The sequence below is a fragment of the Dokdonella koreensis DS-123 genome, assembly GCF_001632775.1.
Taxonomy (GTDB): Bacteria; Pseudomonadota; Gammaproteobacteria; order Xanthomonadales; family Rhodanobacteraceae; genus Dokdonella; species Dokdonella koreensis.
Genome location: NZ_CP015249.1, coordinates 3,301,678 through 3,327,216, shown reverse-complemented (window position 1 = coordinate 3,327,216; position 25,539 = coordinate 3,301,678). Strand labels below are relative to the sequence as shown.

The window sequence follows — 25,539 nt, the reverse complement described above, 5'->3', positions numbered from 1 at the left end:
CCGTCCGCGTCACTTGCCGCCGGTTTTCTCCTTGGCCTTCTTGGCGGCGGCTTCCTCGGCACGCACGCGCGCCTCCTGCGTGGACTCGGCGCCCGGCGCCGTGGCCACCTTCGAGGCCAGCGTCGCCTGCGGTGCGCCGGTCGGCGTGGTCGAGACCGGCGCGCTCGTGGCGACCGCGGCCGGCGCCGCCGCTTCCAGCGCGGCGTCGCGCTTGAGCTCGTCGTCGATCGCCGCCAGGCGCTCGGGCTCGCGTGCGGCCAGGCCGGCCGCGTCGGCGTACGGCAGCAGCTGGTGGCGGCGCATCGCCGCCTTGGCCTCGGGCGTGGCCAGGAACGCGACGAACGGATCGACCAGCTCGCGCTTGGGGTCCTCGTAGCGGGTGACCAGGTACAGCGTCATGTAGAGCGGGTAGGTGCCGTTGGCGATCGAGTCGGTCGAGGCCGGGATACCCGACACCGACAGCATCTTGAGGTCCTTGCGCGCGTACACGCCCGACAGCGAGGTCAGGCCCAGGCCGTTGGGGTCGAGCGTGACGCCTTCCTCCAGCACCGTCACGTTGAGGTACTGGCGCGGCGCGTAGATGCGCTGCTCGCCCTTGCGGTACAGCAGGTAGCGCAGGCTGTATTCCACGCCGTCCATCGGCGCGGCCACCGAATAGACGTTGATCGGCGCGTCCTTGCCGCCGACCTCCTTCCAGTTCTGGACGCGGCCCAGATAAATCTGGCGCAGCTGGCGCAGCGTCAGGTTGTTGACCGGGTTGCTCGGGTGCGTGATCGGGACGATCGCGTCGAACGCCTGCGGGATGAAGTTGAGGTTCTTCTCCTCCTCGCGTCCGTCGTGCTTGAGGCGCGCGCTGCCGGCCAGGTCCGCGCTGCCGGCGGCCACCGCGTCCAGGCCCGAGATCGTGCTGAACGGCTGCAGCGTGATGCGGACCTTGTGTTCCTTCTCGTAGAGCGCGGCGATGTCGGCGACCAGGCCGCGACCGGTGGCATGGTCGCCGCGCCAGATCAGCGTGGCCTTCGGCGGCGGGCCGGCCTTCTTCGCGCCCGGCTTTGTCGCCGGCTTGGCGGCCGCCGGTTTGGCGGCAGCGGGCTTGGCCGCGGCCGGTGCCGCTGCGGCGGGCTTGGCCGGCGTGGCCGTGGCGGGCTTGGCAGCGGGTGCCGGCTTGGGCGCCGTCGGCGCGGGATCGGCGGCGTAGGCGCCGCCGGCGAGGAACAGCAGGGCGGCGATCAGGACGTGGCGTGCTGGCATCGACGTAAAGAGTCCATTAAAAACGCGCGCACCTTACCACGCGCGCCACCGCATCGCCCGCATCGCCGCCCTGAACGGCGGCGACCGCGCGCTGGGCGGCTTTACGGCCGCTGCGCGCGGTCGCGTGGCCGCTACTCCACCAGCAGGAAGAACGCGTTCTGCCCGCGCACCACCGTCAGCAGCAGCTGGCGCGAACGGCGCTGCAGGACCTGCTCCAGGTCGTCCACGCCGCCGATGTCGCGCTGGTTGACCGCGGCGATCAGGTCGCCGCTGCGCAAGCCGCTGGCGTAGGCGCGGCTGCCCTCGGCCACGCGTGTCACCGCCACGCCGCCCAGCGCCTGGCGCTGGCTGTCGGCCTGGTCGGCGATCTGCGCGCCAGCCAGGCGCGGGTCCAGGCTCTCGCCCTTCACGCTGCGCACCGTCGGCGCTTCCAGCGTGGTGGTCAGCGTCAGCGGCTTGCCGTCGCGCAGCACGCCCAGCGCCACCCTGGCACCGGTCGGCGTGAGGCCTTCCAGGTTGTGCAGTTCCTGTGCGCTGCGCACCGACTTGCCGTCCAGCGAGAGGATGGTGTCGCCGGCGGCCAGGCCGGCGCGGCTGGCCGGCGAGCCGGCGCGCACGCGCGCCACCACCGCACCGCGCGCCTCGCCCAGGTTCAGCAGGCGCGCCAGCTCCGGCGTGATGTCCTGTGCCTCCACGCCGAGCGCGCCGCGCTTGACCGTGCCGAACTGCACCAGTTGGCCCATCACCTGCGCCACCAGGTCCGCCGGGATCGCGAAGCCGATGCCGACGTTGCCGCCCGATGGCGAGAAGATCATCGAGTTGATGCCGATCAGGTTGCCGCGCAGGTCCACCAGCGGGCCGCCGGAGTTGCCCGGGTTGATCGAGGCATCGGTCTGGATGAAGTTCTGGTAGCCGCGGCCGCCGAGGCCGGTGCGCCCGAGCGCCGAGACGATGCCGGAGGTGACGGTCTGGCCGAGGCCGAACGGATTGCCCACCGCGACGACGAAATCGCCCACGCGCAGGGCCGTGCTGTCGGCCAGCGGCAGCGCCGCCAGGCGCTCGGCCGGGATCTGCAGCACCGCGATGTCGGTGTCCGGGTCGGTGCCGATCAGGGTGCCGGTCAGCGTGCGGCCGTCGGCCAGCGTGACCGACACGTCGTCCGCGCCTTCCACCACGTGGTTGTTGGTCAGCACGTAGCCCTTGGCGGCATCCACGATCACGCCCGAGCCCAGCGACTGCTGCACGCGCTCGCGCGGCATGTTGGGCAGGCCGAAGAAATGCTCGAAGAACGGATCGCGCCGCACGCGCACGCGCGTCTTGGTGTTGATGTTGACCACCGCCGGCGTCACGCGCTCGAGCATCGGCGCCAGCGACGGCACCGCCTGGCCGTCGACCGCCGCCGGCAGAGCCGCGCCGGCCGGCGCGATCAGGTGGTCGCCGAGCGAGGGCGCGGTGCCGCGCCAGGCGGTGCCGGCGGCGAAGCCGGCCAGTGCGATCGCCAGCGACACGGCAAGGACGGGGAGTTTCTTCGGATGCATCGGGCCTCCAGGTACGAGGGACTGCGCGCAGTATCCGCCACGTCGCCATCCACGGCGACGCAGGGCGCAGCGGGCGGATGGGACCGTGGCGCCGCCGCAGGGTTCCGGCCGGCCGCCGGCAGCGCCCGGCCGGTTCAGCCGCCGTATCGTTCCGGCCGCGCGTCGCGGGCTGTGGCCGGCGTGCGCCACCGCGGTTTTGCCGGGGTTTCATGAACGTCCACGCCGCGCGTTGCCCGTGCCGGTCGTTACTGAAAATTGCTTTACATCACGCAAACGCGGGCGTAGGGTTGAAGCTGCTATCGGGCACAAGATGTTGTGGTTGAGCGCGAGGCGAATACCAGGGTTTGGGTGAACGGACCGGGCGTGCCGACAGCCCCCGGACCGGGCCCGGATCGCCCCGCCACCGGCGTCGTCGTCGTTCCTGCGCAAGCCGGCCGGCTTGGCGGCGACCGCGACATCCGGTCCGACCTCGCTGCGGATGCGCGTCATGAAGAACGAGAAACGGCCCCCAGAGGCCCGCAATCGGGAGACGGAAAAAACGATGAATACGGTACGTCTGGAACAGGTCGCGCGCGGCGCGGTCGAGATCCCGCTGCAGCCGGCCTCCTGGGACATCTGGGACAAGAAGTACCGGTTGAAATCCAAGCAGGGCGAGCCGGTGGACGAGACGATCGACCACACCTGGCAGCGCGTCGCCCGCGCCCTGGCCGAGGTGGAGGACGAATCCAAGCGCGCCCACTGGTACGAGCGCTTCCTGTGGGCGCTGCGCCGCGGCGCGATCCCCGCCGGGCGCATCACCTCCAACGCCGGCGCGCTGGAGCACAAGCCCAAGACCTCCACGATCAACTGCACCGTGTCGGGCACCATCGAGGACTCGATGGACAACATCCTGGACAAGGTGCACGAGGCCGGCCTGACGCTGAAGGCCGGCTGCGGCATTGGCTACGAGTTCTCCACGCTGCGCCCGCGCGGCGCGTACGTCTCCGGTGCCGGCGCGTACACCTCCGGGCCGCTGTCGTTCATGGATATCTACGACAAGATGTGCTTCACCGTGTCCTCCGCCGGCGGCCGCCGCGGCGCGCAGATGGGCACGTTCGACATCGCCCATCCGGACGTCAAGGAATTCATCCGCGCCAAGCGCGAGGACGGGCGCTTGCGCCAGTTCAACCTGTCGCTGCTGATCACCGACGACTTCATGCAGGCGGTGGAAGCCGACGCCGACTGGCCGCTGGTGTTCCCGGTGCACGTCAAGGAGCAGGGCGAGGTCGACCTGGCCGACCCGGCCGCCGTCACCTGGCGCGAATGGCCCACGCACAAGAACTACGTGGTGCGCGACGACGGCCTGGTCGCCTGCAAGGTCTACGGCCACATCCGCGCGCGGCACCTGTGGGACATGATCATGGTGTCCACCTACGACTTCGCCGAGCCGGGCTTCATCCTGATCGATCGCGTCAACGAGATGAACAACAACTGGTGGTGCGAGCACATCCGCGCGACCAACCCGTGCGGCGAACAGCCGCTTCCGCCGTACGGCTCCTGCCTGCTCGGCTCGATCAACCTCACCACCTTCGTGCGCGATCCTTTCGGGCCCAAGGCGCGGTTCGACTGGGACGAGTACCGCGAGGTGGTGCGCATCTTCACGCGCATGCTCGACAACGTGGTCGAGATCAACGGCCTGCCGCTGCAGCAGCAGCGCGACGAGATCCTCGGCAAGCGCCGCCACGGCATGGGCTTCCTGGGGCTGGGCTCCACCCTGACCATGCTCAAGCATCGCTACGGCTCCAAGGAAGCCTGCGCCTTCACCGAGGACGTCTCCCGCGAGATGGCCGTGGCCGGCTGGGAGGTTGCGCTGGACCTGGCCAAGGAGAAGGGCCCCGCCCCGGTGCTGGCGCGGACCTTCAGCGTCACCGCCGAGATGCTGCGCAAGCGCCCGGAGATGGCCGCCGACGGCTGGACGCTGGGCGACACCATCACCGGCGCCCAGCTGCACGCCCGCTACAGCCGCTATATGCAGCGCGTGGCTGAGGTGGCCCCCGCCCTGGTGGCGGAGCTGGCCGAGGTCGGCGCCCGCTTCACCCACCATTCCTCCATCGCCCCCACCGGCACGATCTCGCTGTCGCTGGCCAACAACGCCTCCAACGGCATCGAGCCCAGCTTCGCCCACCACTACAGCCGCAACGTGATCCGCGAGGGCCGCAAGACCAAGGAGAAGGTGGCCGTCTACAGCTACGAGCTGCTGGCCTACCGGGAGCTGATCAACGGCCAGGCGATGCCGTTCTCCGACAAGCCGGAAGAGAAGCTGCCGGACTACTTCGTCGCCGCCGACGACATCAGCCCGACCGAGCACGTGGACATCCAGGCCGCGGCCCAGAAATGGGTCGATTCCTCCATCTCCAAGACCGCCAACGTGCCCACGGACTACCCCTACGAGGACTTCAAGGACATCTACCGGTACGCCCACCGGCAGGGCTTGAAGGGCTGCACGACCTTCAGGTTCAATCCGGCGGCCTTCCAAGGCGTGCTGGTAAAGGAGCATGATCTGGAGAACACCACCTACCGTTTCGAGCTGGAAGACGGTTCCGTGGTGGAGGTGAAGGGCAACGAGGAGATCGAATACGACGGCGAGCGGCACACCGCCGCCAACCTGTTCGATGCCCTGAAAGAAGGCTATTACGGCAAGTTCTGAACGACGTATTTTCGTCAACCACAAACCAGGTCGGAGGGGTAGTCAGATGCACAGCGAAGCCAATGAGTCAGGCAGTCCGCTCGAGAATTTCAAGGAAGGCCTCGCCGAAGCCGGCGGTGCCGTCGTCGATGGCGCCAGTGCGCTGGCCAGTTCCGTGGCCACCGCGGCGACCGACGTGAAGGACGCCGCCAAGAGTGTCGCCAAGAAGGCCGCCAAGGCCGTGGTGAAGGCCCGCAAGCAGGCCGCGCGCAAGGTCAAGGCCGTGGTGGCCAAGACCAAGAAGGCCGCCACCACCGAGAAGAAGGCCGCCAAGAAGGCGGTCGTCAAGGCCGAGACCACCGTGAAGAAGGCCGCCAAGGCCGCCAAGAAGGCAGTGAAGAAAGCCGTGAAGAAAGCCGCACCGACGAAGGCCGCCAAGAAGGCTGCACCCAAGAAGGCCGTGAAGAAGACGGTGGCGAAGAAGGCCGCTGCCAAGAAGGCCGTCAAGAAAGCCGCCGTGAAGAAGGCGCCGGCCAAGAAGGGCGCCAAGAAGGCACCGGTGAAGAAGGCCGCCGCCAAGAAGGCCGTGCGCAAGACCGCCGTCAAGAAGGCCGCCGTCCGCAAGGCACCCGCCAAGAAAGCCCCGGCCAAGAAGGCGCCGATGAAGAAGGCGCCGGCCCGCAAGACCCCGGCGAAGAAGGCCGCCAAGAAGGCTGCCCGCCGGCGCTGACCCGGCACCGGTCCGCGCCGGCCGTCCCACGCGGCCGGCCGGCAGCGGACCGCCGGCATCGCCGCTCCGGCGCCGCAATGCGCCGGCGCGGTGGCATCACCGTTCGACCGATCCAGGAGCACCCGCGATGACCGTGAAGATCGACAAGAAGATCAAGGGCTATGCCGTCCTTAAACCTGAGGACGCCAAGCCCGCCGCCCCCGCGGCCCCGGTCGTCGAGGACACCCAGGCGCCCGGCGCCGAAGTGATCCAGATGCACGAGAAGGTGGAGCGCCCCGAAACCCTCATCGGCGCCACCTACAAGATCAAGTCCCCGCTGTTCGAGCACGCGCTGTACGTGACCATCAACGACATCGTGCTGAACCAGGGCACCCCGCACGAACTGCGCCGCCCGTTCGAGATCTTCATCAACTCCAAGAACATGGACCACTTCCAGTGGATCGTGGCGCTGACGCGCATCATGTCCGCTGTGTTCCGCAAGGGCGGTGACGTGACGTTCCTGGTGGAGGAGTTGAAGGCCGTCTTCGATCCGCGCGGCGGCTACTTCAAGGCCGGCGGCGTCTACATGCCCAGCATCGTCGCCGAGCTGGGCGCCGTCATCGAGCAGCACATGAAGATGATCGGCCTGCTGCACGACCCCGAACTCGACGCCGGCCAGCGCGCGCTGATCGCCGAGAAGCGCGCCGAGTACGAATCGCGGTCAAAAAAAAAGCCTAGCGTAGAAGCCGCGCCCACCGCGCCCGCTTCCAGCCCCAAGAGCGAATCCTCCGCCGCCGCCACGGGCGGCGAAGCCGATGCCGGCGCGTTCCCGCCCGGCGCCACCCTCTGCCACAAGTGCAATACGAACGCGACTATCGTGATGGATGGGTGTGCGACGTGTTTGAATTGTGGTTACAGCAAGTGCGGATAGCTTAAAAAATGCGCATGGAAGCCGAGAAGAGCCAACGTTGCATGCCGTTTGTTCGATTTATGCATCGGCTTTTTGCTGGCGTGTCTGTGGCATTAGTCACGTTGACAAAGACACCTCGTCAAGCATCCAGTGAAAGCCTCGGCAAAATTGCCGCACCTATAGAAGCTCAAGCCTATTGGCTCATTCCATTGCTGTTGTTGGCAGTGCCATTCTTTGAATGGTGGCGGCGGAAACTCGAATCTCGAGCGACATGGAAGGTTGTCGAGTCTGCCCTTGTGGAGCTTCGCGACAGAATTTTTCCGAGGTCAACTGATCCTACTCACTACCATAGGGTTACTCTATTTAAAAGAAGACGCTACTGCTGGGTGTGGCGTTCTTGGCCGGGAAGTGGCTGGATGATACCCGTTGCAAGGTCCTGTCATACAAATAGAAATTCCGCCGCTATCTTTTTGGCTCCGGATGATGGTGATCGCGCTGAAGGGATAGCTGGAGTTGCCTGGACGATGGAGGAGATGCTTTTCCAAGAAAATCTGCCACTTCTCTCCGTGTCTTCAGAGAGGGCTGTGATAGAGGATTATGCTGCACGGACCTTCTTGCCAGTGAAGAGGATCGCGTCTCGTATCAAAGATGAGAAGCCACCCTTAGCTCGCTCTATATGCGGTATTCCAGTTCGAGTTAAAGGAAAAAATTGGGGTGCTATTGTAGTTGATAGTAGAAATACTACATTAGATTCAGAGAAGATTCGCGAGCATTACAAAACCGTGGCGGGGGTGCTATCTAAACTCTTGGAGGGTATGTGATGACCACGTCTTGGATACCCGTTGTTAATGCCAATAAAGATCTCTTCGTTAGAAGGGAGGTCAGAGGTACATCAGTACGCGTCGCCCCTTCACCCCACGATGTTCCCACTTGCCTAAGGACTGTTCGAGAAGAGGGCGATAGAAAAGTAATACTCGAAGTTAGATATTTAGATGAAGAGGCGACAATTAGAAGGAGCGTGAGTGAAAAGGTTGAGGCGCATGTGGGGCGCAATAGCGGCCGTTTGCACAGGTTAAGCGTGGATCTAAATAGAAGCCCCGTGAAAGTCGCTGCGATACAAGAATTTGAGAAGGCCTTGCATAAGGTTCAGGCTTGTGTTAAGCATGGTTTAAATGTGTCTAATGCAGAAATAATAGAGAAGGCAGTTGGGCTTACCAAAGAGTTGGATGATCTGTAGGGGTGGATATGGATGTTGATTACGATAAGCTTAATCTTGCCTTTTCTCCGTCGGCGCCCATAACTTCCGAAGAATTTTTCTTGGGTAGATTTGATCAGTTAATTAAGGCGGTCGATGCTATAAGCGAAAGAGGGCAGCATTTTGTGGTCCATGGAGAGCGTGGTGTTGGAAAAACTTCCTTCGCAAATATTGTAGCCACAAAAATTGAAAATGTAGTGGTGGCAAAGGTCACGTGTAGTAGGGGAGAAAGCTTCCAAGATTTGTGGAGAAAGGCTCTATCGAGAGTAAGGTTTACTAAAAGCGTCCGAGGAACTGGGTTTACGGCGCAAGTGTCGGAAGAAATTGTGCAGCTTGACATGTTCCTTCCGAGCGATGGCGGATTCGATTCTTTGGATATACAAAGTATATTTGAAAGTGTAAATGGGCATCTTCTTTTTATATTCGATGAATTTGATAGTGTGGCAGATGAAGCGGTTAGGGCAAAATTTGCAGACATCATTAAGAATCTTTCCGACAATTCTCCTTTGGTAACTATTGCTTTAGTCGGAATTGCTGATGACGTTTCTGGTCTTATAGGTCAGCACCCTTCTATTGAGCGTTGTTTAAAGCAAATTCGACTGCCAAGGATGTCGAGAGAGGAGCTTGAGCAGATTATCGATAAGGGGCTCGCGATTCTTGGCTTAGGTATGGAGCCTGCGGTAAAAGCTAAGATAATATATTTTTCTTCAGGGTTCCCTCACTTCACTCATCTTCTTTCTAAGAATGCCTCTTCTGTTTGTATATTAAATGGCGACTCTATAATCAGAGACCATCATTATAGGAGCGCTCTCGATGGGGCTTTGAATGATGTGAGTCAAAGTATTCTTCACAGTTATCAATTGGCTACTATTGACGTTAAAAAGAAGAAGTCTAAGTTTGAGGACGTAATTGCGGCTTGCGCAATAGCGGCACACGACGATTATTCAACATTCGCTATAAAAGATTTAATAGTTCCGTATAGGAGGTTGACTGGGCAGCAAGTTAAGGCTAATGATTTGGTGTATAACGTCCGAAAATTATGTGAGCCAGAGCGGGGTTCCATCCTTTCCAGGATAGGCGACTCTCGCAACATAAGGTTTCGTTTCTCTAGCCCCTTGATGAAAGTTTTTGTTAGCATGAAGTTGGATAAGGAGCGACATAATCAGCAGCAAGGCCTGTTTGTTCATTGATTTCTCGCACCATTTAAACCTGCTTTTGCTTGACAGGCTGTGATGTCAGGGGTAAATTAAAAACTAGGAGTGTCGAAACTCCTCGTGAAGCGGCTCCCACCTCCGAAAATCCGGTGGGTTTTTTGTGCCCGTAGCTTTTGGCGGGCCACCTCGGTACGTTCTGTGCCGGGAGGGCGGCTAATGCAATACCCCGCAAGGGGGAATACGCCCACCGTCTTCACGCGGTTTCGAACCTCCCGGCATCCCGGCGCGGATAGCGCCGGTGTGCTGTCGCACCGCTGGAAGCGGGATTGCGGTCCGGCGGATCGTTCACTGCACAGATGGAAGGGTGATTGCCATGAGGAAGGAACGTACGGGAAGCACACCGCGCAGCGCGCGGCAGGTGAGTAAGGCAAGCGCCGGGCGACGGCGCATGGACGTTGAAGATGGGGAGCGGACGCAGGCCGTGCGTCGCCTCCGGCAGGTGGTGGATCGGTACTGGGGTGTCTATGCGCCCATGCCGGACGCGGTCCATGAAGAGACCGCGGGCTATGCGGCCACGCGGCTGCCGCTCTGGCAGCAGGCACAAGGTTTGCCGGCCACGGCGGTCGCGATGCAGCACTGGCGCAAGCACCGGCACCGGCTGCCGGAGTTCGCCAACGCGGTGCAATACGTGGAAGCGGCGAACACCTTCCTGCGCCGGCCACCGGCCGGCACCTTGACCAAGACGCGCGCGAACGGGGACCGGCTCTACTATGACCCTGCGCGCAACCTCCTAGGGGTGGCGTCCTGGCAGGGCCTGCCGCGTACCTTGTTCCGCCCATATAGCGGCATGGGTTACTGGAGCGGCCTGTAACCGATCGAGGCCGAGTCACTGGCCGCCGCAGCGCACGAGGCGGCCAGTGGCTGTGACGTAAGGGCAGACGCAAGATCGCAGAGCAGCGATCCAAATTGCCAGAGGGATTCACGAGAGGGCGACTGGTCTGATGGATCTTGGCAGAATTTTCGCGAGCGGATTCGACGAGGCCGTTGCTTGTCCTGGCATTGCCTGCTAGTGGGAACCAAGGAGATGCGTAGACTGCTCCCGCTTTTCTCGTGTCTCTTCTTCATCGTCGGCGGACCGGCGGCGGGACAGCCGGCGCAAGCGGATTTGTCGCTCAGCGTTGTCGTGACACCATCGACATTCGTCGCCGGCGGACGCAACAGGGTGGCGCTTACCGTACACAATGCAGGGCCTGACCTGGCTGGTGGTGGCACGGAATCCTCGATCAGCGTCGCGAGCGAGTTCTACATCATCAACACCCGGCCGCCGCCTTACGAGGTCGTCGAGGAGACTGCGCAAGGTTGCTGGGTCGAGCGTTTTGTTACCGAGCCTTTACCCGACAACAGCATCGCGCTCCTGTTTGCCTACTATTTCGACTCGATCCCCGCGGGCCAATCGCGTACGTGCACGTACGAGATCGAGTACTACCCGTCTACCCACCCGCCACTGCCTCTGGAGTGGACGGTGTTCACTTGGTACACCGACGTCGATCCTGACCCGTCCAACAACACGTTGCGCTATACGTTGGAAGCGCAGACCGTCTTGCCGGTTCCGTCTGGATCGGGATGGAGCGCGATCGGGCTGATCGGTGTAGTGATCGGGCTGGGCCTGTGGCGCCTGCGCCCGAGCAGGTGTCGTTCTGTGGCGTGATCTCCGAGACATACACGGCTGGCCTTTGCTTACGATCCGTGGTCCACGCGAAGCGTGGGTGTAGACGCAGTACTCGTGTGATAACGTCCCGACGGGGCTCCAGGGGGAGCCGACAGCAAGGAAAGCTCATCATGAAAATGCGTTTCAGCACGATGCTGTGGGTAGTTGCCTGTATCGCGGCTCCCGCTTTCGCCGGAGGTCAGCCAGTTCCGCTCTTCAGTGACATCAAGTGGAACTCGGCGCCACTCTCGCCTCCCATACCGGATGCACTGGAGATCTATTACTCCACCATAGACATCCCGGCACTGGCGGCGATGCCCGACCAAGTCAGAGTTCAGATCCCTCGGCCTCATGGTGGCGCGGTTGATGTTGTCATCGACCTGGAGGCCACCGATCGGCGCGACGGATTCGTGCAGCGCGATGGTTGGGGTTGTCATCAGGGCGATCTCGTCGGATGTGAGCTGATACCTATCCCGAATCTGCCTGCGGACCAATTTTCCTACAGGTGGTCTGGTCGAGGAGACGGGTACGAACTAAGAATCAACGTCCATCGCGGCCATGTCGTCGGTATCGTTGCTGGCGCGGCGGGACGCTTCGCTCTGTCTCGGGAAGTCGTCAAGGAACTGCGAATGGAGTACTTCCGGCTCGATGATCCCGTTGGAACATCGGCAGCGGCTGAGTCCAGCACGAGAGTCGGCGATGTGGCGGATAGGCCAGTCCCTGTCATGACTGCGGCCGAGGCGGACGCAGCTACGCTGATGAGGATTTCTCCTCGGCCACTTTCTCCTGTGGGGCCGTCATCCACGCCGCGAATGATCGATATGGTGGTGTTGTTCACCGAGCAGGGACGGATCGCAGCCGGCGGAAATCCGGCGGTGTGCAGCGATACGGGCGGCATCGTCGGTCTGATTCAGAACGGCATAGGGGACATCAATGACGCTTTCAGAAACAGCGCCATCGATGCGCGGGTGGGTGTGGTGACCATCTCGAAGCTCGCTGGTTGGGAACCGGTTCCTTATGCTGGCAGTTGGGACTACCGGGAAGCTCTTCAAAGCCGAAACCAGATACAAGCAAGTCCTTCCATCAAGGCTTTTCGGAACGCCGTAGGCGCTGACGTTGTTGCAGTGATCCCTGCTTCGCAAGCTACCTTTGGTCCCTGCGGCGTCGCGTATGTTCAGCGAACGGAGTGCGCCAGCCAGGGCATTCCTACTTCGCCCTGCACAGGGATCAACTTTTCCGAGTACACCTACTACATAAGTACAGCGGAATGCTCGTCGAGTGCCGACGTTTTTACGCACGAACTCGGGCATGTGCTTGGCGCCGAGCACAATCGAGGTGCTGGCGCGGCGGCTGATCATGAAGCGTCTTTTCCTTACGCGTTTGGATACAACGACCCTCCTTGGTTCCAGACCGTGATGGCGCAAAATTTTTCCCCAGGGGCTCCCATGCGGCTTCTCCAGTTCTCGAATCCTGGCGTTCTCAGTGGTGGGCGCCCAACGGGAACTGCTACGACAAACAATGCGCTTGCCATCAACAATCTCACGGCCGGCATCGAGGCGCTACGTATTCGGCCGAATGTTATTTTTTCTAACGGTTTTGACAGTCTTGCTGCGTGCCCATCCATTACATACGTGCCGGGACTTCCATGAATCGCGGTCATCAATGGCTGGTGAGGTCTTTGGCGATCTGTGCCGCAGTACTGCCACAGCTTGCCTATGCAGGGACAGGTGCGTGGCCGCAGATCGACGTCTCGATCGCCGTTTCGGTCACGCCTTCGGCGTTCCAGCCGGGCGATCGCGGAACGGTGACGTTGACCTTGCACAACGCTGGCCCCACTGCGGCGGGTGTTGCGCAGCCCGGGCCTTTTGGCGACCAGTTTGCCAATTACGTCATCGGTCCTGGATTCAGGCTTCCCACTACGTGGGATTGGGGGCCGTTCGACATCTTGTGGAGTACCGTCAGTGGCTGCGTTGCTACCTACGATGTCATCGGTCCCGGTCCGCCGCCGGATTTCTTCTTTGCGCTGGTGTTCCAGTTCTACTTCGAGGTGATTCCGCCTGGTGAATCGCGGGTTTGCACGTTCGACATCCAGTTCCTGCAGGAGCCGTTCGAGACCTTTGAGACACGCTGGAGCTATACGATCAGTGCGGCGCAGGAGGACACGAACCCCGCCAACAACGAGGTGTTCTACACGATCGTCGCCGGCGAGCCCTACGTCCCGCCAGAACCGGTTCCCTCGCTATCGCGGTGGACGCTGATGGGCTTGGCGATCGGCCTGTCTGTGCTGGCCTTTGCGCACCGGCGACGATGCGGGATGTGGGGCGCCTCACATCGCTGACCTTCACTTCACGATCGATGGTTCCAGGTGCCGTTGTCGGCGCTGGGGTTCTCACTTGCGCGGTCGTGCGTGAGCCGCCCTCCGGACAGCACCCCTAGGGAATCGGTTCCACTACGTCCGACTTGAGATCCGCTCGCTGCCCCCGTCCGAGGGGCTTGCCTCTGCGGTTGCCCGCCTCGGCCGCCGCGGTCCCGGCAGCTGCGTGTGCCCGCCCGACGCCCATCCAGGAAGGAAGCGCGACCACGGGCGGGCCGAACGCGAGGGCAGGGGCAGCTACCTCCAGACGCAAGTCCATAGCTCCGAGAGCGCCGCACAGCGCGCTGCGCCAGTGCTGAATTGGTGATTTACATTAGTAGAACACTATGTCAGTGTGCCGCGGAACTGGTCCCAGGGGCGCCCCATGCTCGAGCTCACCCACCTCAGCCACGTCTACGGCAACGGCACGCGCGCGCTCGATCAGGTGACGCTGTCGATCCCGCGGGGCATGTACGGGCTGCTGGGGCCGAACGGTGCCGGCAAGTCGACCCTGATGCGGACGATCGCCACGTTGCAGGTGCCAACGGAAGGAAGCATCCGTTTCGGGGAGATCGACGTGATCGCCGAACCCCAGCGGCTGCGGCGCAGGCTGGGCTACCTGCCGCAGGATTTCGGGGTCTATCCGCGGGTTTCGGCCTACGACATGCTCCATCACATGGCCGCGCTGAAAGGCATCGGGGTGGCGGCCGAGCGCCGGCAGACGGTCGAGGCCCTGCTGCACCAGGTCAACCTCTGGGGTGTCCGCAAGAAGGCGCTGGCGGGCTTGTCGGGCGGCATGCGCCAGCGCTTCGGCATTGCCCAGGCGCTGATCGGCAACCCCTGGCTCATCGTCGTCGACGAGCCGACGGCGGGCCTCGACCCGGAGGAGCGCAACCGCTTCCTCGACCTGCTCGCGGAGATCGGCGAGAACGTGGTCGTCATCCTCTCGACCCACATCGTCGGCGACGTGGCGGACCTGTGCCCGCGCATGGCGGTGCTCGCGGGCGGGCGCATCCAGCTGGAGGGCGCACCGCTCGAGCTGATCCGCGGCACGCGCGGCCGGCTCTGGACGAAGACGATCGAGCGGGCCGAGCTCGAGGGCTACAAGGCGCGCCACCCGGTGGTCTCGACCCGCCTGTCCGCCGGGCGAACGATGGTCCACGTGCTTTCCGATACGGACCCGGGCGACGGCTTCACGCCCCACGAGGGCGACCTGGAGGACGTCTACTTCTGCACCCTGGCGCACGCCCGCCGCGCGGCCTGAGGCGCGAAGAACATGCTCGGCACGATCGCGGCGTTCGAATTCCGCTACCAGGTCCGCAGCCCGCTGTTCGCCGTGTCTGCGGCGGCGCTCTTCCTGGGGGCCTTCGTCGACATGGCGGTGGCGAAGCTCCTGACCATCGGCGGCGGGAACGTGCTGTACAACAGCCCGCATTCGATCATCGTGTCCCACCTGCTGGTGTCGCTCGTGTTCCTGTTCGTCGGCGCGGCCTTCGTCTCGAACGTCATCGTGCGCGACGACCAGACGGGCTTCGGTCCGATCCTGCGCACCACGGGCATCAGCAAGGCGAGCTACCTGTTCGGCCGTTTTCTCGGCGCCTTCGCGGTGGCTGCGCTCCTCCTGGCGGCCGCGACCGCCGGCCAGTGGCTCGGCACGCTGATGCCGTTCGCCGACCCGACGATGCTCGGGCCCCACCGGCTCGCCGCCTTCGCGTACGGCTACGGGCTGTTCGCGTTACCGAACGCGCTGATCATCTGCGCGATCCTGTTCGCGCTGGCCACCGCGACGCGCTCGACGGCCGGGACCTTCGTCGGGGTGGTGCTACTGCTGGCCCTGTACCTGGTCTCCCAGCGGCTGATGGAGGGGCAGCCGCAGCTCGCCGGCCTGCGCGTGCTGGCCGATCCCCTCGGCCTGTCGGCCTACATGGCGACATCGCGCTACTACACGGCGGCGGAGCTCAACGCCGGGGCGATTCCCATCACGGCCCTGATGCTGCAGAGCCGGCTGCTGTGGGTGGGCCTGTCGATCGCCCTGCTGGCGTTGACCTGGCACCGGTTCCGGTTCGCGGAGCGGCGCCTGTCGCGGCGCCGGCAACGCCGGCTGCATCGACGGGGTGCGCCGGTCGTGTCGTCCTGCGAGGCCGGCACAGGCGCGCGCTTCGCGCGGCTGGCGGAGCCACGCTTCGATGGCCGTACCGCGCGGACGCAGTTCGTCGCACGCGCCGCGATGGAGGCGCGTTACATCCTCGGCAGCTCGCTGTTCCTGATCCTCCTGCTCGTCGCCTGCGTGGTCACGCTCGCGAACCTGTTGACCGCGTCGGGCTGGGTCGGCGCGGCGCTCCGTCCGCTGACGTCGGTGTCCGTACCGATCATCGGGGCCAGCTTCGAGACGCTCCTGGTCGTCATCGCCACCTACTACGGCGGCGAGCTGGTGTGGCGCGAGCGCGAACGCCGGATGCACGAGATCATCGACGCGACGGCGCTCCCGGCGTGGTCCCTGATGCTGCCGAAGGTGCTCGGGCTGGCGCTGGTGCTGTTCTCGACGCTGCTCGTCGGCGCGGCGGTCGGCATGGCCGTGCAGCTGCTGTGGGGCGGCGTGGACCTCGCGCCCGGCGGCTACCTGCTCTGGTATCTGCTGCCGGGCGCGGTGGACGCGCTGCTGATCGCGGCGCTGGCGGTGTTCGTCCAGGCGCTCAGCCCCAGCAAGTACGCCGGCTGGGGCGTGATGGTGCTGTACCTCGCGCTGCGCTTCTTCGGACCCTCGCTGGGGCTGGAGCATCCGCTGTTCGTGTACGGCAGCGTGCCGGCCGTACCGCTGTCCGACCTGGCCGGTGCCGGCCTCTTCTGGGAGGCGGCCTGGTGGTTCCGGCTGTTCTGGGCCGCGACGGCGGTGCTGCTGCTGGTGGCGGCACAGCGGCTCTGGCCGCGCGGCGCCGAGGCGCGCCTGATGCCGCGGCTGCGCCGGATGCCCGCGCGGCTGGCCGGCCCGGCCGGGCTGGCGGCCGCCGGGGCAGCGGCGCTGTGCGTGCTGAGCGGCGCCTGGATCGTCTACAACACGCTGGTCCTGAACGACTTCCGCACCGACGCGGACACGCAGCGCTACCTGGCCGAGTACGAGAAGCGCTTCTTCCGCTACGCGCGCTTGCCGCAACCGGCGGTCAGGCGCGTGGAACTGGACGTGGCGCTGTACCCGGAGGCGATCCGTGCCGAGGTGCGCGGCCGCTACCGGCTGGTCAACGACACCGGATCGCCGATCGAGCAGGTGCACGTGCGCCTCGTGAATCGCGATCTCGTGCTGGTCGAGCTGGAATTCCCGGCGGCGCGGTTGGAACGCGACGACGCAGCGTTCGGCTACCGCATCTATCGCCTCGACACGCCGATGCAGCCGGGGGAGGCGCGCTCGCTCGCCTTCCACACCCGCCGCGAGCAGGTCGGGTTCCGGGCCGCCGGCACCGAGACCGGCCTGGCGCCGAACGGCACCGACCTCGACACGTTCGAGCTGACGCCGCGGATCGGCATGAGCGACGTGGGCCTGATCGAGTCGCCGGCGGTGCGCCGCGCACTCGGCCTGCCGGATCTGCAACCGCTGCCGCGGCTGGACGATGTGGCGGCCACCTACCTCCTGCCCGGCGGCGACGTCGGCTGGACCACGGCGGACATCACCGTCTCCACCACCGCCGACCAGGTCCCGATCGCCCCCGGCAAGCCGGTGTCGGAGCGGGTCGAGAACGGCCGCCGCATCGTCCGCTTCGTGTCCGACACGCCGATCAAGAACTACTTCTCGATCCAGTCGGGCCGCTACGCCGTCAGGCGGCAGGTCCACGCGGGCGTCGAGCACGCGATCTACTTCCATCCTGCGCACCCCTGGAACGTCGATCGCATGATGACGGCGATGCAGGCCTCCATCGACTACTACGGCCAGGCCTTCGGTCCCTACCAATTCGACCAGGCGCGGATCGTCGAGACGCCCGCCTACCGGTCGGGCGCCCAGGCCTTTGCGAACACCATTCCGCTCGGGGAGACGGCCGGCTTCGCGATGGACCTGGAGGACCCGGACGCGATCGACGTGGTCACGATGGTCACCGCTCACGAGCTCGCCCACCAGTGGTGGGGGCACCAGGTCCTGGGGGCCCGGATGCAGGGCGCCGGCCTGCTGTACGAGACGCTGGCGCAGTACTCCGCGCTGATGGTGATGAAGCGCCTCCACGGGGAGGACAGGATCCGCCGTTTCCTGCAGTTCCAGCTGGACCGCTACCTGAGCGGCCGCCGCACCCAGGTGATCGAGGAGGCGCCGCTCGTCAGCGTCGAGATCAGCCAGAAACACGTCGCCTATGGAAAGGGTGCGCTCGCGATGTACCTGCTCCAGCAACGGCTCGGCGAGGACGCGGTCAACCGCGCGCTGAAGCGCTTCGTCGACCGCTACCGCTTCACGACGCCGCCGTACCCGCGCTCGGTGGACCTGGTCGCCCTGCTGCGCGAGGAAGCGCGCACGCCCGAGCAGCAGGCGCTGATCACCGACCTGTTCGAGCGGATCACGCTCTACGACCTCAAGGTCACACAGCCCCGGGCCGTGCAGCGGGCCGACGGGCGATGGGACGTGACCGTGCCGGTGGAGGCGCGCAAGGTCCATGCGGACGGTCGCGGCGCAGAGCAGGACGCGCCCCTCGACGAGGCCATCGAGCTGGGCCTGTTCACCGCCGAGCCGGGGAGCCGCGCCTTCGACGGCGCGCGCGTGATCCTCATCGAGCGGCAGCCGGTGCGCAGCGGATCGCAGGTCTTCCGCTTCGTCACCGACGCAAGGCCCACCCACGCCGGCGTGGACCCGTACAACGCCTACATCGACCGGAACGCCCGCGACAACGTCGCGCCGGTCGGCCCGTAGCGCGCCGCGCCACGAGGCGCCGGCCACGCCGGGCACCGCCCGAGGATCGCCGGGGCCTGCTCGGCCGTCAGGCCCGGCGGAAAAGATCGCGCGCCACAAGGCGGCCGGCACCGGCCCCGACCGGCCGCGAAGGAATGTCGATCGGACCGGTAGCCGCCCGCAGGCTTGCATGCCTGTGCTCGCCGTCGTGCGCGTGACCGCGCCGCGCGACATTTCACCGACATCCCCGCCCCACGATCGGCACCGACCCGAAGCCGCCACGGCGAGCCTGCCCCCTCGCCGGCGGCGACGGGTCGTCCCGCATCCGATCCGTGAGGTCCCGTCGCGACATGAAGCGTGGTTTGATCGCCCTGGCCTGCGCCGGGCTTGCCGTTGTTGCGCTCGCGCTGTTCGGGCAGGGCCGGGCGCGCGAGGCCGACGGCGGGGTGGACGCATCGCCGGTACCGGTGCTGTCGGTGACGCTGATCCGGCCACAGGAGAGCGTGCTGCCGGTACGCGTGTCGGCGACGGGCCATGTCGTGGCCTGGCAGGAGGCGAGCGTCGGCGCGGAGGCGGACGGGCTGCGCCTGACCGAGGTGCGCGTCAATGTCGGCGATACGGTGACGCGCGGCCAGGTGCTGGCGTTGTTCAAGGCCGACACGATCGAGGCGGAGCTGGCGGAGGTGCGCGCGGCGGTCGCGCAGGCGGCGGCCGAGGCCGGGGAGGCCGAGACCAACCATCGCCGCGCGGGACGGCTGGGTGCCACCGGCGCGATCGCCGCGCAGCAGGTGGGGCAATACGCGGCCGGCGCGGCGACGGCGCGGGCGCGGCTGGACGCGGCGCGGGCGGTGGAGCGGCGCGTCGGCCTGCGCCTGGCGCAGACGCGCGTGCTGGCGCCGAGCGACGGTGTCATCACGGCGCGGCCGGCGACGGTGGGGGCGGTGGTCACTGCGGGGCAGGAGCTGTTCCGCCTGATCCGCGATGGCCGCCTCGAATGGCGGGCGGCGGTGTCGGCGGCGGACCTGGATGCGCTCGCGCCCGGCCAGGCGGCGACGATCAGCCTGCCGGGCCACGCGCCGATCCACGGCACGCTGCGCAGGCTGGGGCCGGTGATCGACGTGGCGACGCATACGGGCCTGGCCTATGCGGACCTGCCGCGCGGCAGCGCGGTGCGTGCGGGTGCGTTCGTCAGCGGCCATATCGCGGTGGGTGATCGCTGGGCGCTGACGCTGCCACGCAGCGCGGTGCTGCTGCGCGACGGCTTCCACACCGTCATGCGCGTGAGTGTCGCGTCGCGCGTGGTCGTGCAGAAGGTGGACGTCGGCCGGTCGGTCGACGACCGGATCGAGATCACGGCGGGACTCGCGGCGTCGGAGCCGGTCATCGCCGCGGGTCTGGGCTTCCTGAGCGAGGGGGACACGGTGCGCGTGGTCGGCGAGCTGGGGCCGGGTGCGGCCGCCGTGCCGGTGTCGAGCACGGCCGACGCGGACGTGACCGAATCGAACGCGCCGCCGCCGGAGCGGTCCGCACCGCCGCGGAGTAGTCCGTGAACCTCAACGTCTCGGCCTGGTCGATCCGCAACCCGGTCGCCGTCACGCTGCTTTTCATCCTGCTGACGCTGGCGGGGCTGGCGGGCTTCGCGGCGATGAAGGTGCAGAACTTCCCGGACATCGACTTCCCCGTGGTCACGGTCACCGCGGTGCTGCCGGGTGCCTCGCCGGCGCAGCTGGAGAACGACGTGGCGCGCAAGATCGAGGACGCGCTGGCGAACGTGCAGGGCCTCAAGCACCTCACCAGCGTGTTGAGCGACGGCACAGCGCGCATCACGGCGGAGTTCCGCGTCGGCACGCCGGTGCAGGCGGCGATGGACGACGTGCGCGACGCGGTGGCACGCACGCGCGCCCGGCTGCCGGCAGACCTGCAGGACCCGGTGATCGAAAAGCTCGAGCTGGCCAGCACACCAGTCACGATCTACACGGTGTCCTCGACACGGCGCGACGACGAGGCGCTGTCGTGGTTCGTCGACGGCCAGGTCACGCGGCGGCTGCTGGCGGTGCCGGGCATCGGCGCGGTGTCGCGCGTCGGCGGCTTGGACCGCGAGATCCGCGTCGCGCTCGACCCGCAGCGGCTGCTGGCGCTGAACGCCGGCGCGGCCGACATCTCCCGGCAGTTGCGCGCGCTGCAGCAGGAGGCGTCCGGCGGGCGCGTCACGCTCGGCGGGGCCGAGCAGTCGGTGCGCACGCTGGGCACGGTGGCATCCGCGCAGGCAATCGAGAACCTGGATCTGGCGCTGGGCGACGGGCGCCGGATTCGCCTGGCCCAGGTCGCGACGGTGTCGGATACCACGGCGGAGCCGCGTGCGGCCGCGCTGATGGACGGCAGGCCGGTGGTGGCGTTCGAGGTGCTGCGTGCGCGCGGTGCCGGCGAGCTGGAGGTGGCCGCGGCCGCGCGCGCCACGATCGCGGAACTGGCGGCCGCGCATCCGGATATCGCGTTCGCCGAGGCGGTCGACCACGTCGGCCCGATCGCCGAGAACTACCGCGGCTCGATGATGCTGATGGTCGAGGGCGCTGCGCTGGCGGTGCTGGTGGTGTTGGGGTTCCTGCGCGACTGGCGGGCGACACTGATCGCCGCGGTGGCGCTGCCGCTGTCGGCGATCCCGACGTTCGCGGTCATGCACCTGCTGGGCTTCACGCTGAACACGGTCTCGCTGCTGTCGCTGTCGCTGGTGATCGGCGTGCTGGTGGACGATGCGATCGTCGAGATCGAGAACATCGAGCGGCACCGGCGGATGGGCAAGACACCGCTGCGCGCGGCGACGGAGGCGGCCGACGAGATCGGGCTGGCGGTGATCGCGACCACGTTCACGCTGATCGCGGTGTTCGTGCCGACGTCGCTGATGGGCGGGACGGTCGGCCAGTACTTCGTGCAGTTCGGTTGGACCGCGGCGGTGGCGGTGTTCTTCTCGCTGGTGGTCGCCCGCATGCTGACGCCGACGCTGGCGGCGTATTTCCTGGCGGCGCCGCAGCGCCCGCCGGCCGCGCCGCGCTGGCTGGCGCGGTACCTGTGGATCGTGCGGACGTGCCTGCGCCATCGCGCGCTGACGATCGGCACGGCCGCGCTGCTGGTGGCCCTCGGCCTGCTCGTCGCCACGCAGCTGCCCGGCGAGTTCATTCCGGCTGATGACGGCGACCATACGCAGGTGACCGTCGCGCTGCCGCCGGGCAGCCGGCTGGGCGATACGCTGGCCGTCGCCGAGCAGGCGCGCGCGCGGATCGGTGCGCTTCCGTACGTGACCTCGGTCTACACCGCCGTCGGTGGCGGCAGCGGTGGCAGCGGCGATCCGGACGAGGCGGCGCCGGTCGCGAGCGTGACGACGGCCGTGCTCACCGTGAACCTGGTACCGCGCGGCCAGCGCGACGGCCTGACCCGGGCGATGATCGAGGCCACGCTGCGGCAGGCGCTGTCGGTGCTGCCGGGCGTGCGGATCGGCGTGGGCGCCGGTGGCGACAGCGAGGGCTACCAGCTGGTGCTGGCCTCGGAGGACGGGGCATTGCTGGCGCGTCATGCCGGCCGCGTCGAGCGCGAGCTGCGCGGGATTCCCGGTGTCGGCGCGGTGACCTCTTCGGCCAGCCTGGTGCGGCCGGAGCTGGTCGTCCAGCCCGATTTCGCACGCGCCGCGGACCTCGGCGTCACCTCGGCGGCGATCGCCGAGACGCTGCGGATCGCCACCGCGGGCGACTACGACCAGGCCCTCGCCAAACTGAATCTCGGTGAGCGCCAGGTGCCGGTGGTGGTACGGCTGGCCGATCGGGGCCGCGACGACCTGGACGTGCTGCGACGGCTGCCGGTACCCGGCGCGCGCGGGCCGGTGCCGCTGGAGAGCGTCGCGGACCTGGCGATCGCCAGCGGCCCGTCCGAGCTGACGCGCTACGACCGCCAGCGCAACGTCACCCTCAAGGTGGAGCTCAACGGCCGCCCGCTGGGCGACGTCGAGCGTGCGGCGGCGGCGCTGCCGAGCCTGCGCAACCTGCCGCACGGCATCGTCCAGGCCGCCACCGGCGACGCGGAAGCCATGGGCGAGCTGGCCCGGGGCTTCTTGCTGGCGATGGCCGCGGGCGTGCTGTGCGTGTACATGGTGCTGGTGCTGCTGCTGAAGGACTTCGCGCAGCCGTTGACCGTGCTGGTGGCGCTGGTGCTGTCGATCCCGGGCGCGTTCCTTGCGCTGTGGGTGACCGGTGCCAGCCTGTCGATGCCGTCGATGATCGGCTTGATCATGCTGATGGGCATCACCACCAAGAACGCGATCCTGCTGGTGGACTACGTCGTCATCGCCCGCCGGGACCACGGCAAGGGCCGCCGGTGCGCGATCGTCGATGCCTGCCGCAAGCGCGCCCGGCCGATCGTCATGACGACGATCGCGATGGGGGCCGGCATGCTGCCGGTCGCGCTCGGCATCGGCGCCGATCCGAGCTTCCGCGCGCCGATGGCGATCGTCGTGATCGGCGGGCTCGTGACGTCGACCGTGCTGTGCCTGCTGGTGATCCCGGTCGTCTACAGCCTGGTGGACGACCTGGTAGGGTATGCGCGCGTCTCGATGCGGCAGCGCCTGGATGGCGCAGTCGGCGGCTACGCGGTCGAGGTATAAGGCATGGCACCGATCCCCGGGCAGACCGCACCGGCCCCGGCACGTGACCGGGATGCGCCGGAGCGCGCCGCGCCGGGCACGCCGCCGGATGCGGCCGAACGGCGCGCTGCGGGCGTCGCTGCCGGCAGCGTCGATCGAGAATCCTGCGCGGCGGACAGCGGCCGCCGGCTGCCGCGCGCGACGCCCGAGCAGGACCTCGGCCTCGCCTTCGCGCGCGCAAGGGCCATGCTAGAGTGGATCGCGCGCGCCGCCGGCGTCGTGCCCGGCGATGGCGCGTGCAATCCTTCATGCGGCCCGGCCGCGCGCCCATCGGCGGACGAACCATGAGCACGCATCCCCTCTCGATCCTGATCATCGAGGACAACGCGCAGCTCGCGGCGAACCTCTACGACTACCTGGAAGGCTGCGGACACAGCCTGGATGCCGCACCCGACGGGCTGTCCGGCCTGCACCTGGCCGCGACCCGGGACTACGACGCGATCGTGCTCGACTGGAACCTGCCGCGCCTCGACGGCCTGACCGTGCTGCGCAAGCTGCGCGGCGAGGCGAAGCAGCGCGTACCGGTGATCATGCTGACGGCACGCGACCAGCTGGCCGACAAGATCGACGGCTTCGAGGCGGGCCTGGACGACTACCTGGTCAAGCCGGTCGCCCTGCCCGAGATCGAGGTGCGCCTGCGGTCGCTGGTGGCGCGCCTGCGGCAGTCGGTTGCGCCGGAGGACGTGCTCACGGTGGGTGATCTCACGTTCCACCTCGGTACGCTGGAAATCCGGCGCGCCGGACGGCCGATCGCGCTGAGCCGCACCGGACGGCACCTGTTGGAGCTGCTGATGCGCGAGAGCCCGCGCGTCGTCACGCGGGTGCGATTGGAGCGCGCGGCCTGGGGCGACGCCGTGCCGGCGACGGACCTGTTGCGCTCGCACATGCACGTGCTGCGCCGTGCGATCCAGCGCGACACGGAGCCGCCGCTGCTGTACACCGTGCCGGGCTCCGGCTACAGGCTCTGCGAACATGGCTAGGCGCGACGTCCCGCCGGGCCGGTCGCGCGGCATCCACGCCTGGATCAGCGCCGCGCTGGTCGTATTCGGGCTGACCATGCTGGCGGCGCTGGCGGCGCAGAGCTTCAGCAGCCAGCGCCTGATCGAGCACCGCTTCTGGGCCGACTTGCTGGCGTCGCTGTCGGCCGACCAAGTCGCGCGCGTCGAGCAGGGGCAGGGCGCTTCGCTGCCGCAGCGCGGACTGGTCCGGTCCTGGTACCTGGCCGAAGGCGGCAGCACCTTGCCGGATCCGGCGTATCTGGCCGATCTGCCGGCCGGCTACTACTCGACCGAGAGCGGCTTTTTCGGTTCGTTCCAATCGCTCGACGACTTTCCCGGCGAGAGCAGCTTCCATGCGCGGGTCGCCGATCTGCCGCACGGCCGGCTGGTCACCACGCTCGACATCCAGGCGCTGGAGGACCAGCAGAACCACGACTCCCTGCTCAGCACCGGCTGGGCCGTCGTCTTCGCCGTACTGATCGCGGGGGTCATCGGCTGGCTGCACGCCAACCTGGTGCGGCCGGTGCGCGACCTGGCCGAGCGCATGCAGGCGATCGACCCCAGCGACACCGCGGCGCGGCTGCCGACGACGTACCCGCGCGAGGAGATCCAGGTCATCGCGCAGGCCAGCAATGCGCACCTGGAGCGCGTGGCGCAGTTCATCGCGCGCGAGCGCAGCCTGCTCGACCAGGCCAGCCACGAGTTCCGCACGCCGATCGCGGTGATCGCCGGCGCCGCCGACGTGCTCGGGCAGATGCCGCTGCCGGAGGCGTCGCGGCCGGTGCTCGGCCGCATCGAGCACGCGGTGGCGGACCTGTCCGAGACGATGGTCGCCCTGCTGTACCTGGCGCGCGAGCCCGACCCTGCGACCGAGCCGGCGGACGTCACCGTGCTGCACGAGCTGCTGCCGCGCCTGGCGCGCGACCACGAGCACCTGCTGCACGGGAAACCGGCGCGGTTGGAGCTGGGCGAGCTGGTGCCCACCTTCATCGCCGTGCCGGAGGCGATCGTGCGCATCGCCGTCAGCAACCTGCTGCGCAACGCGATAGAGAGCACCGAGGCGGGCTATGTCGAGATCGCGCTGAGCGAGGGTGTGGTCACCGTCGCCGATTCCGGCAGCGGGTTCGATCCGGTCGAGGCCGCGCGGCGCTATCGCGACAGCCTGCGGCAGGCCGCACCGGTGCGCGGGCAGGGCCTGGGACTGTTCCTGATCGGCCGCATCTGCGATCGCTTCGGCTGGACGCTGGCGATCGAACCGGGCGGGCTGTCGGGCACGCGTGCCCGCCTCGACGTGACCGCCAGCGTCATCACGCCGTAGGCGGCGGACCACCGGCTGGCGGCCGGTGCGGGACACGACATTTCGGCGACACGACCGATTCATGCTGGGGTGGACGTTTGCCACCGCACCCGCCGCACGGGTGCGCGCCGGTGGACGCACATGACATTCCCC

19 protein-coding genes are annotated in these 25,539 nt (G+C 66.8%); 17 read left to right on the top strand and 2 right to left on the bottom strand.

Annotated features, from left to right (window positions below; genetic code table 11):
- Nucleotides 1–9: 9 nt before the first annotated feature.
- Both I596_RS13595 and I596_RS13590 read right to left on the bottom strand, forming a co-directional pair.
- Nucleotides 10–1,251, bottom strand: coding sequence for a substrate-binding domain-containing protein (locus I596_RS13595; protein ID WP_067648996.1), 1,242 nt, complete (start codon nt 1,249–1,251; stop codon nt 10–12).
- A gap of 131 nt (nt 1,252–1,382) precedes the next feature.
- Nucleotides 1,383–2,789, bottom strand: a complete 1,407-nt coding sequence (locus I596_RS13590) for a DegQ family serine endoprotease (RefSeq protein WP_067648993.1) — start codon at nt 2,787–2,789, stop codon at nt 1,383–1,385.
- Between the two features lie 541 nt (nt 2,790–3,330).
- On the opposite strand from I596_RS13590, the gene I596_RS13585 reads away from it, so the two are divergent.
- The 17 genes from I596_RS13585 to I596_RS13525 all read left to right on the top strand — a co-directional run bounded on the left by I596_RS13585 (nt 3,331) and on the right by I596_RS13525 (nt 25,407).
- A complete protein-coding gene (locus I596_RS13585) occupies nt 3,331–5,475 on the top strand; it encodes an adenosylcobalamin-dependent ribonucleoside-diphosphate reductase (RefSeq protein WP_067648990.1) in 2,145 nt (714 codons plus the stop codon).
- 46 nt (nt 5,476–5,521) lie between these two features.
- Nucleotides 5,522–6,184 carry a hypothetical protein gene (locus I596_RS18790; protein WP_190278914.1) on the top strand — a complete coding sequence of 221 codons (663 nt, stop codon included), beginning with the start codon at nt 5,522–5,524 and terminating at the stop codon, nt 6,182–6,184.
- A gap of 127 nt (nt 6,185–6,311) precedes the next feature.
- Nucleotides 6,312–7,094, top strand: coding sequence for a TSCPD domain-containing protein (locus I596_RS13575; protein WP_067648987.1), 783 nt, complete (start codon nt 6,312–6,314; stop codon nt 7,092–7,094).
- Nucleotides 7,095–7,102: 8 nt separating this feature from the next.
- Nucleotides 7,103–7,894, top strand: a complete 792-nt coding sequence (locus tag I596_RS18525) for a hypothetical protein (protein ID WP_150132161.1) — start codon at nt 7,103–7,105, stop codon at nt 7,892–7,894.
- On the top strand, nt 7,894–8,310 hold the full coding sequence (locus I596_RS19020; RefSeq protein ID WP_223303833.1) for a hypothetical protein: 417 nt from the start codon (nt 7,894–7,896) through the stop codon (nt 8,308–8,310). The genes I596_RS18525 and I596_RS19020 overlap by 1 nt, the downstream gene beginning before the upstream one ends.
- A gap of 8 nt (nt 8,311–8,318) precedes the next feature.
- On the top strand, nt 8,319–9,518 hold the full coding sequence (locus I596_RS18520) for an ATP-binding protein (protein WP_223303976.1): 1,200 nt from the start codon (nt 8,319–8,321) through the stop codon (nt 9,516–9,518).
- A gap of 412 nt (nt 9,519–9,930) precedes the next feature.
- Complete coding sequence (locus tag I596_RS13570; RefSeq protein WP_150132159.1) at nt 9,931–10,353, top strand: hypothetical protein; 423 nt, start codon at nt 9,931–9,933, stop codon at nt 10,351–10,353.
- Between the two features lie 213 nt (nt 10,354–10,566).
- The gene (locus tag I596_RS13565) at nt 10,567–11,190 is read left to right on the top strand and encodes a COG1361 family protein (protein ID WP_067648981.1); all 624 of its coding nucleotides are present in this window, start codon (nt 10,567–10,569) and stop codon (nt 11,188–11,190) included.
- A gap of 131 nt (nt 11,191–11,321) precedes the next feature.
- Complete coding sequence (locus I596_RS18125; RefSeq protein WP_190278913.1) at nt 11,322–12,839, top strand: M12 family metallo-peptidase; 1,518 nt, start codon at nt 11,322–11,324, stop codon at nt 12,837–12,839.
- Entirely contained in the window at nt 12,836–13,528 is a 693-nt protein-coding gene (locus tag I596_RS13560) for a hypothetical protein (protein ID WP_150132158.1), read from the top strand. Before I596_RS18125 ends, I596_RS13560 begins: the two co-directional genes overlap by 4 nt.
- 400 nt (nt 13,529–13,928) lie before the next feature.
- A complete protein-coding gene (locus I596_RS13555; protein WP_067648975.1) occupies nt 13,929–14,807 on the top strand; it encodes an ABC transporter ATP-binding protein in 879 nt (292 codons plus the stop codon).
- A 12-nt stretch (nt 14,808–14,819) separates the two neighbouring features.
- Nucleotides 14,820–18,425 carry a M1 family aminopeptidase gene (locus tag I596_RS13550; RefSeq protein WP_067648972.1) on the top strand — a complete coding sequence of 1,202 codons (3,606 nt, stop codon included), beginning with the start codon at nt 14,820–14,822 and terminating at the stop codon, nt 18,423–18,425.
- 329 nt (nt 18,426–18,754) lie between these two features.
- Entirely contained in the window at nt 18,755–19,954 is a 1,200-nt protein-coding gene (locus I596_RS13545; protein ID WP_067648969.1) for an efflux RND transporter periplasmic adaptor subunit, read from the top strand.
- Nucleotides 19,951–23,052, top strand: coding sequence for an efflux RND transporter permease subunit (locus I596_RS13540; RefSeq protein ID WP_067648966.1), 3,102 nt, complete (start codon nt 19,951–19,953; stop codon nt 23,050–23,052). The genes I596_RS13545 and I596_RS13540 overlap by 4 nt, the downstream gene beginning before the upstream one ends.
- Nucleotides 23,053–23,055: 3 nt before the next feature.
- Nucleotides 23,056–23,379 carry a hypothetical protein gene (locus I596_RS13535; protein ID WP_067648963.1) on the top strand — a complete coding sequence of 108 codons (324 nt, stop codon included), beginning with the start codon at nt 23,056–23,058 and terminating at the stop codon, nt 23,377–23,379.
- Nucleotides 23,376–24,071, top strand: coding sequence for a response regulator transcription factor (locus I596_RS13530; protein WP_067648960.1), 696 nt, complete (start codon nt 23,376–23,378; stop codon nt 24,069–24,071). The genes I596_RS13535 and I596_RS13530 overlap by 4 nt, the downstream gene beginning before the upstream one ends.
- Nucleotides 24,064–25,407: a sensor histidine kinase gene (locus I596_RS13525; protein WP_067648958.1), complete on the top strand. Its 1,344-nt coding sequence runs from the start codon at nt 24,064–24,066 to the stop codon at nt 25,405–25,407. The genes I596_RS13530 and I596_RS13525 overlap by 8 nt, the downstream gene beginning before the upstream one ends.
- The last annotated feature ends 132 nt before the right edge of the window (nt 25,408–25,539 follow it).

Excerpts from the sequence above, each read along its gene's own strand:
- I596_RS13585 (WP_067648990.1), top strand. The coding sequence starts at position 3,331 with ATGAATACGGTACGTCTGGAACAGGTCGCGCGCGGCGCGGTCGAGATC.
- I596_RS13560 (WP_150132158.1), top strand. The coding sequence starts at position 12,836 with ATGAATCGCGGTCATCAATGGCTGGTGAGGTCTTTGGCGATCTGTGCC.
- I596_RS18790 (WP_190278914.1), top strand. The coding sequence starts at position 5,522 with ATGCACAGCGAAGCCAATGAGTCAGGCAGTCCGCTCGAGAATTTCAAG.
- I596_RS18520 (WP_223303976.1), top strand. The coding sequence starts at position 8,319 with ATGGATGTTGATTACGATAAGCTTAATCTTGCCTTTTCTCCGTCGGCG.
- I596_RS18525 (WP_150132161.1), top strand. The coding sequence starts at position 7,103 with ATGCGCATGGAAGCCGAGAAGAGCCAACGTTGCATGCCGTTTGTTCGA.
- I596_RS18125 (WP_190278913.1), top strand. The coding sequence starts at position 11,322 with ATGAAAATGCGTTTCAGCACGATGCTGTGGGTAGTTGCCTGTATCGCG.
- I596_RS13555 (WP_067648975.1), top strand. The coding sequence starts at position 13,929 with ATGCTCGAGCTCACCCACCTCAGCCACGTCTACGGCAACGGCACGCGC.
- I596_RS13530 (WP_067648960.1), top strand. The coding sequence starts at position 23,376 with ATGAGCACGCATCCCCTCTCGATCCTGATCATCGAGGACAACGCGCAG.
- I596_RS13535 (WP_067648963.1), top strand. The coding sequence starts at position 23,056 with ATGGCACCGATCCCCGGGCAGACCGCACCGGCCCCGGCACGTGACCGG.
- I596_RS19020 (WP_223303833.1), top strand. The coding sequence starts at position 7,894 with ATGACCACGTCTTGGATACCCGTTGTTAATGCCAATAAAGATCTCTTC.
- I596_RS13570 (WP_150132159.1), top strand. The coding sequence starts at position 9,931 with ATGGACGTTGAAGATGGGGAGCGGACGCAGGCCGTGCGTCGCCTCCGG.
- I596_RS13575 (WP_067648987.1), top strand. The coding sequence starts at position 6,312 with ATGACCGTGAAGATCGACAAGAAGATCAAGGGCTATGCCGTCCTTAAA.
- I596_RS13565 (WP_067648981.1), top strand. The coding sequence starts at position 10,567 with ATGCGTAGACTGCTCCCGCTTTTCTCGTGTCTCTTCTTCATCGTCGGC.
- I596_RS13590 (WP_067648993.1), bottom strand. The coding sequence starts at position 2,789 with ATGCATCCGAAGAAACTCCCCGTCCTTGCCGTGTCGCTGGCGATCGCA.
- I596_RS13545 (WP_067648969.1), top strand. The coding sequence starts at position 18,755 with ATGAAGCGTGGTTTGATCGCCCTGGCCTGCGCCGGGCTTGCCGTTGTT.
- I596_RS13595 (WP_067648996.1), bottom strand. The coding sequence starts at position 1,251 with ATGCCAGCACGCCACGTCCTGATCGCCGCCCTGCTGTTCCTCGCCGGC.
- I596_RS13525 (WP_067648958.1), top strand. The coding sequence starts at position 24,064 with ATGGCTAGGCGCGACGTCCCGCCGGGCCGGTCGCGCGGCATCCACGCC.
- I596_RS13550 (WP_067648972.1), top strand. The coding sequence starts at position 14,820 with ATGCTCGGCACGATCGCGGCGTTCGAATTCCGCTACCAGGTCCGCAGC.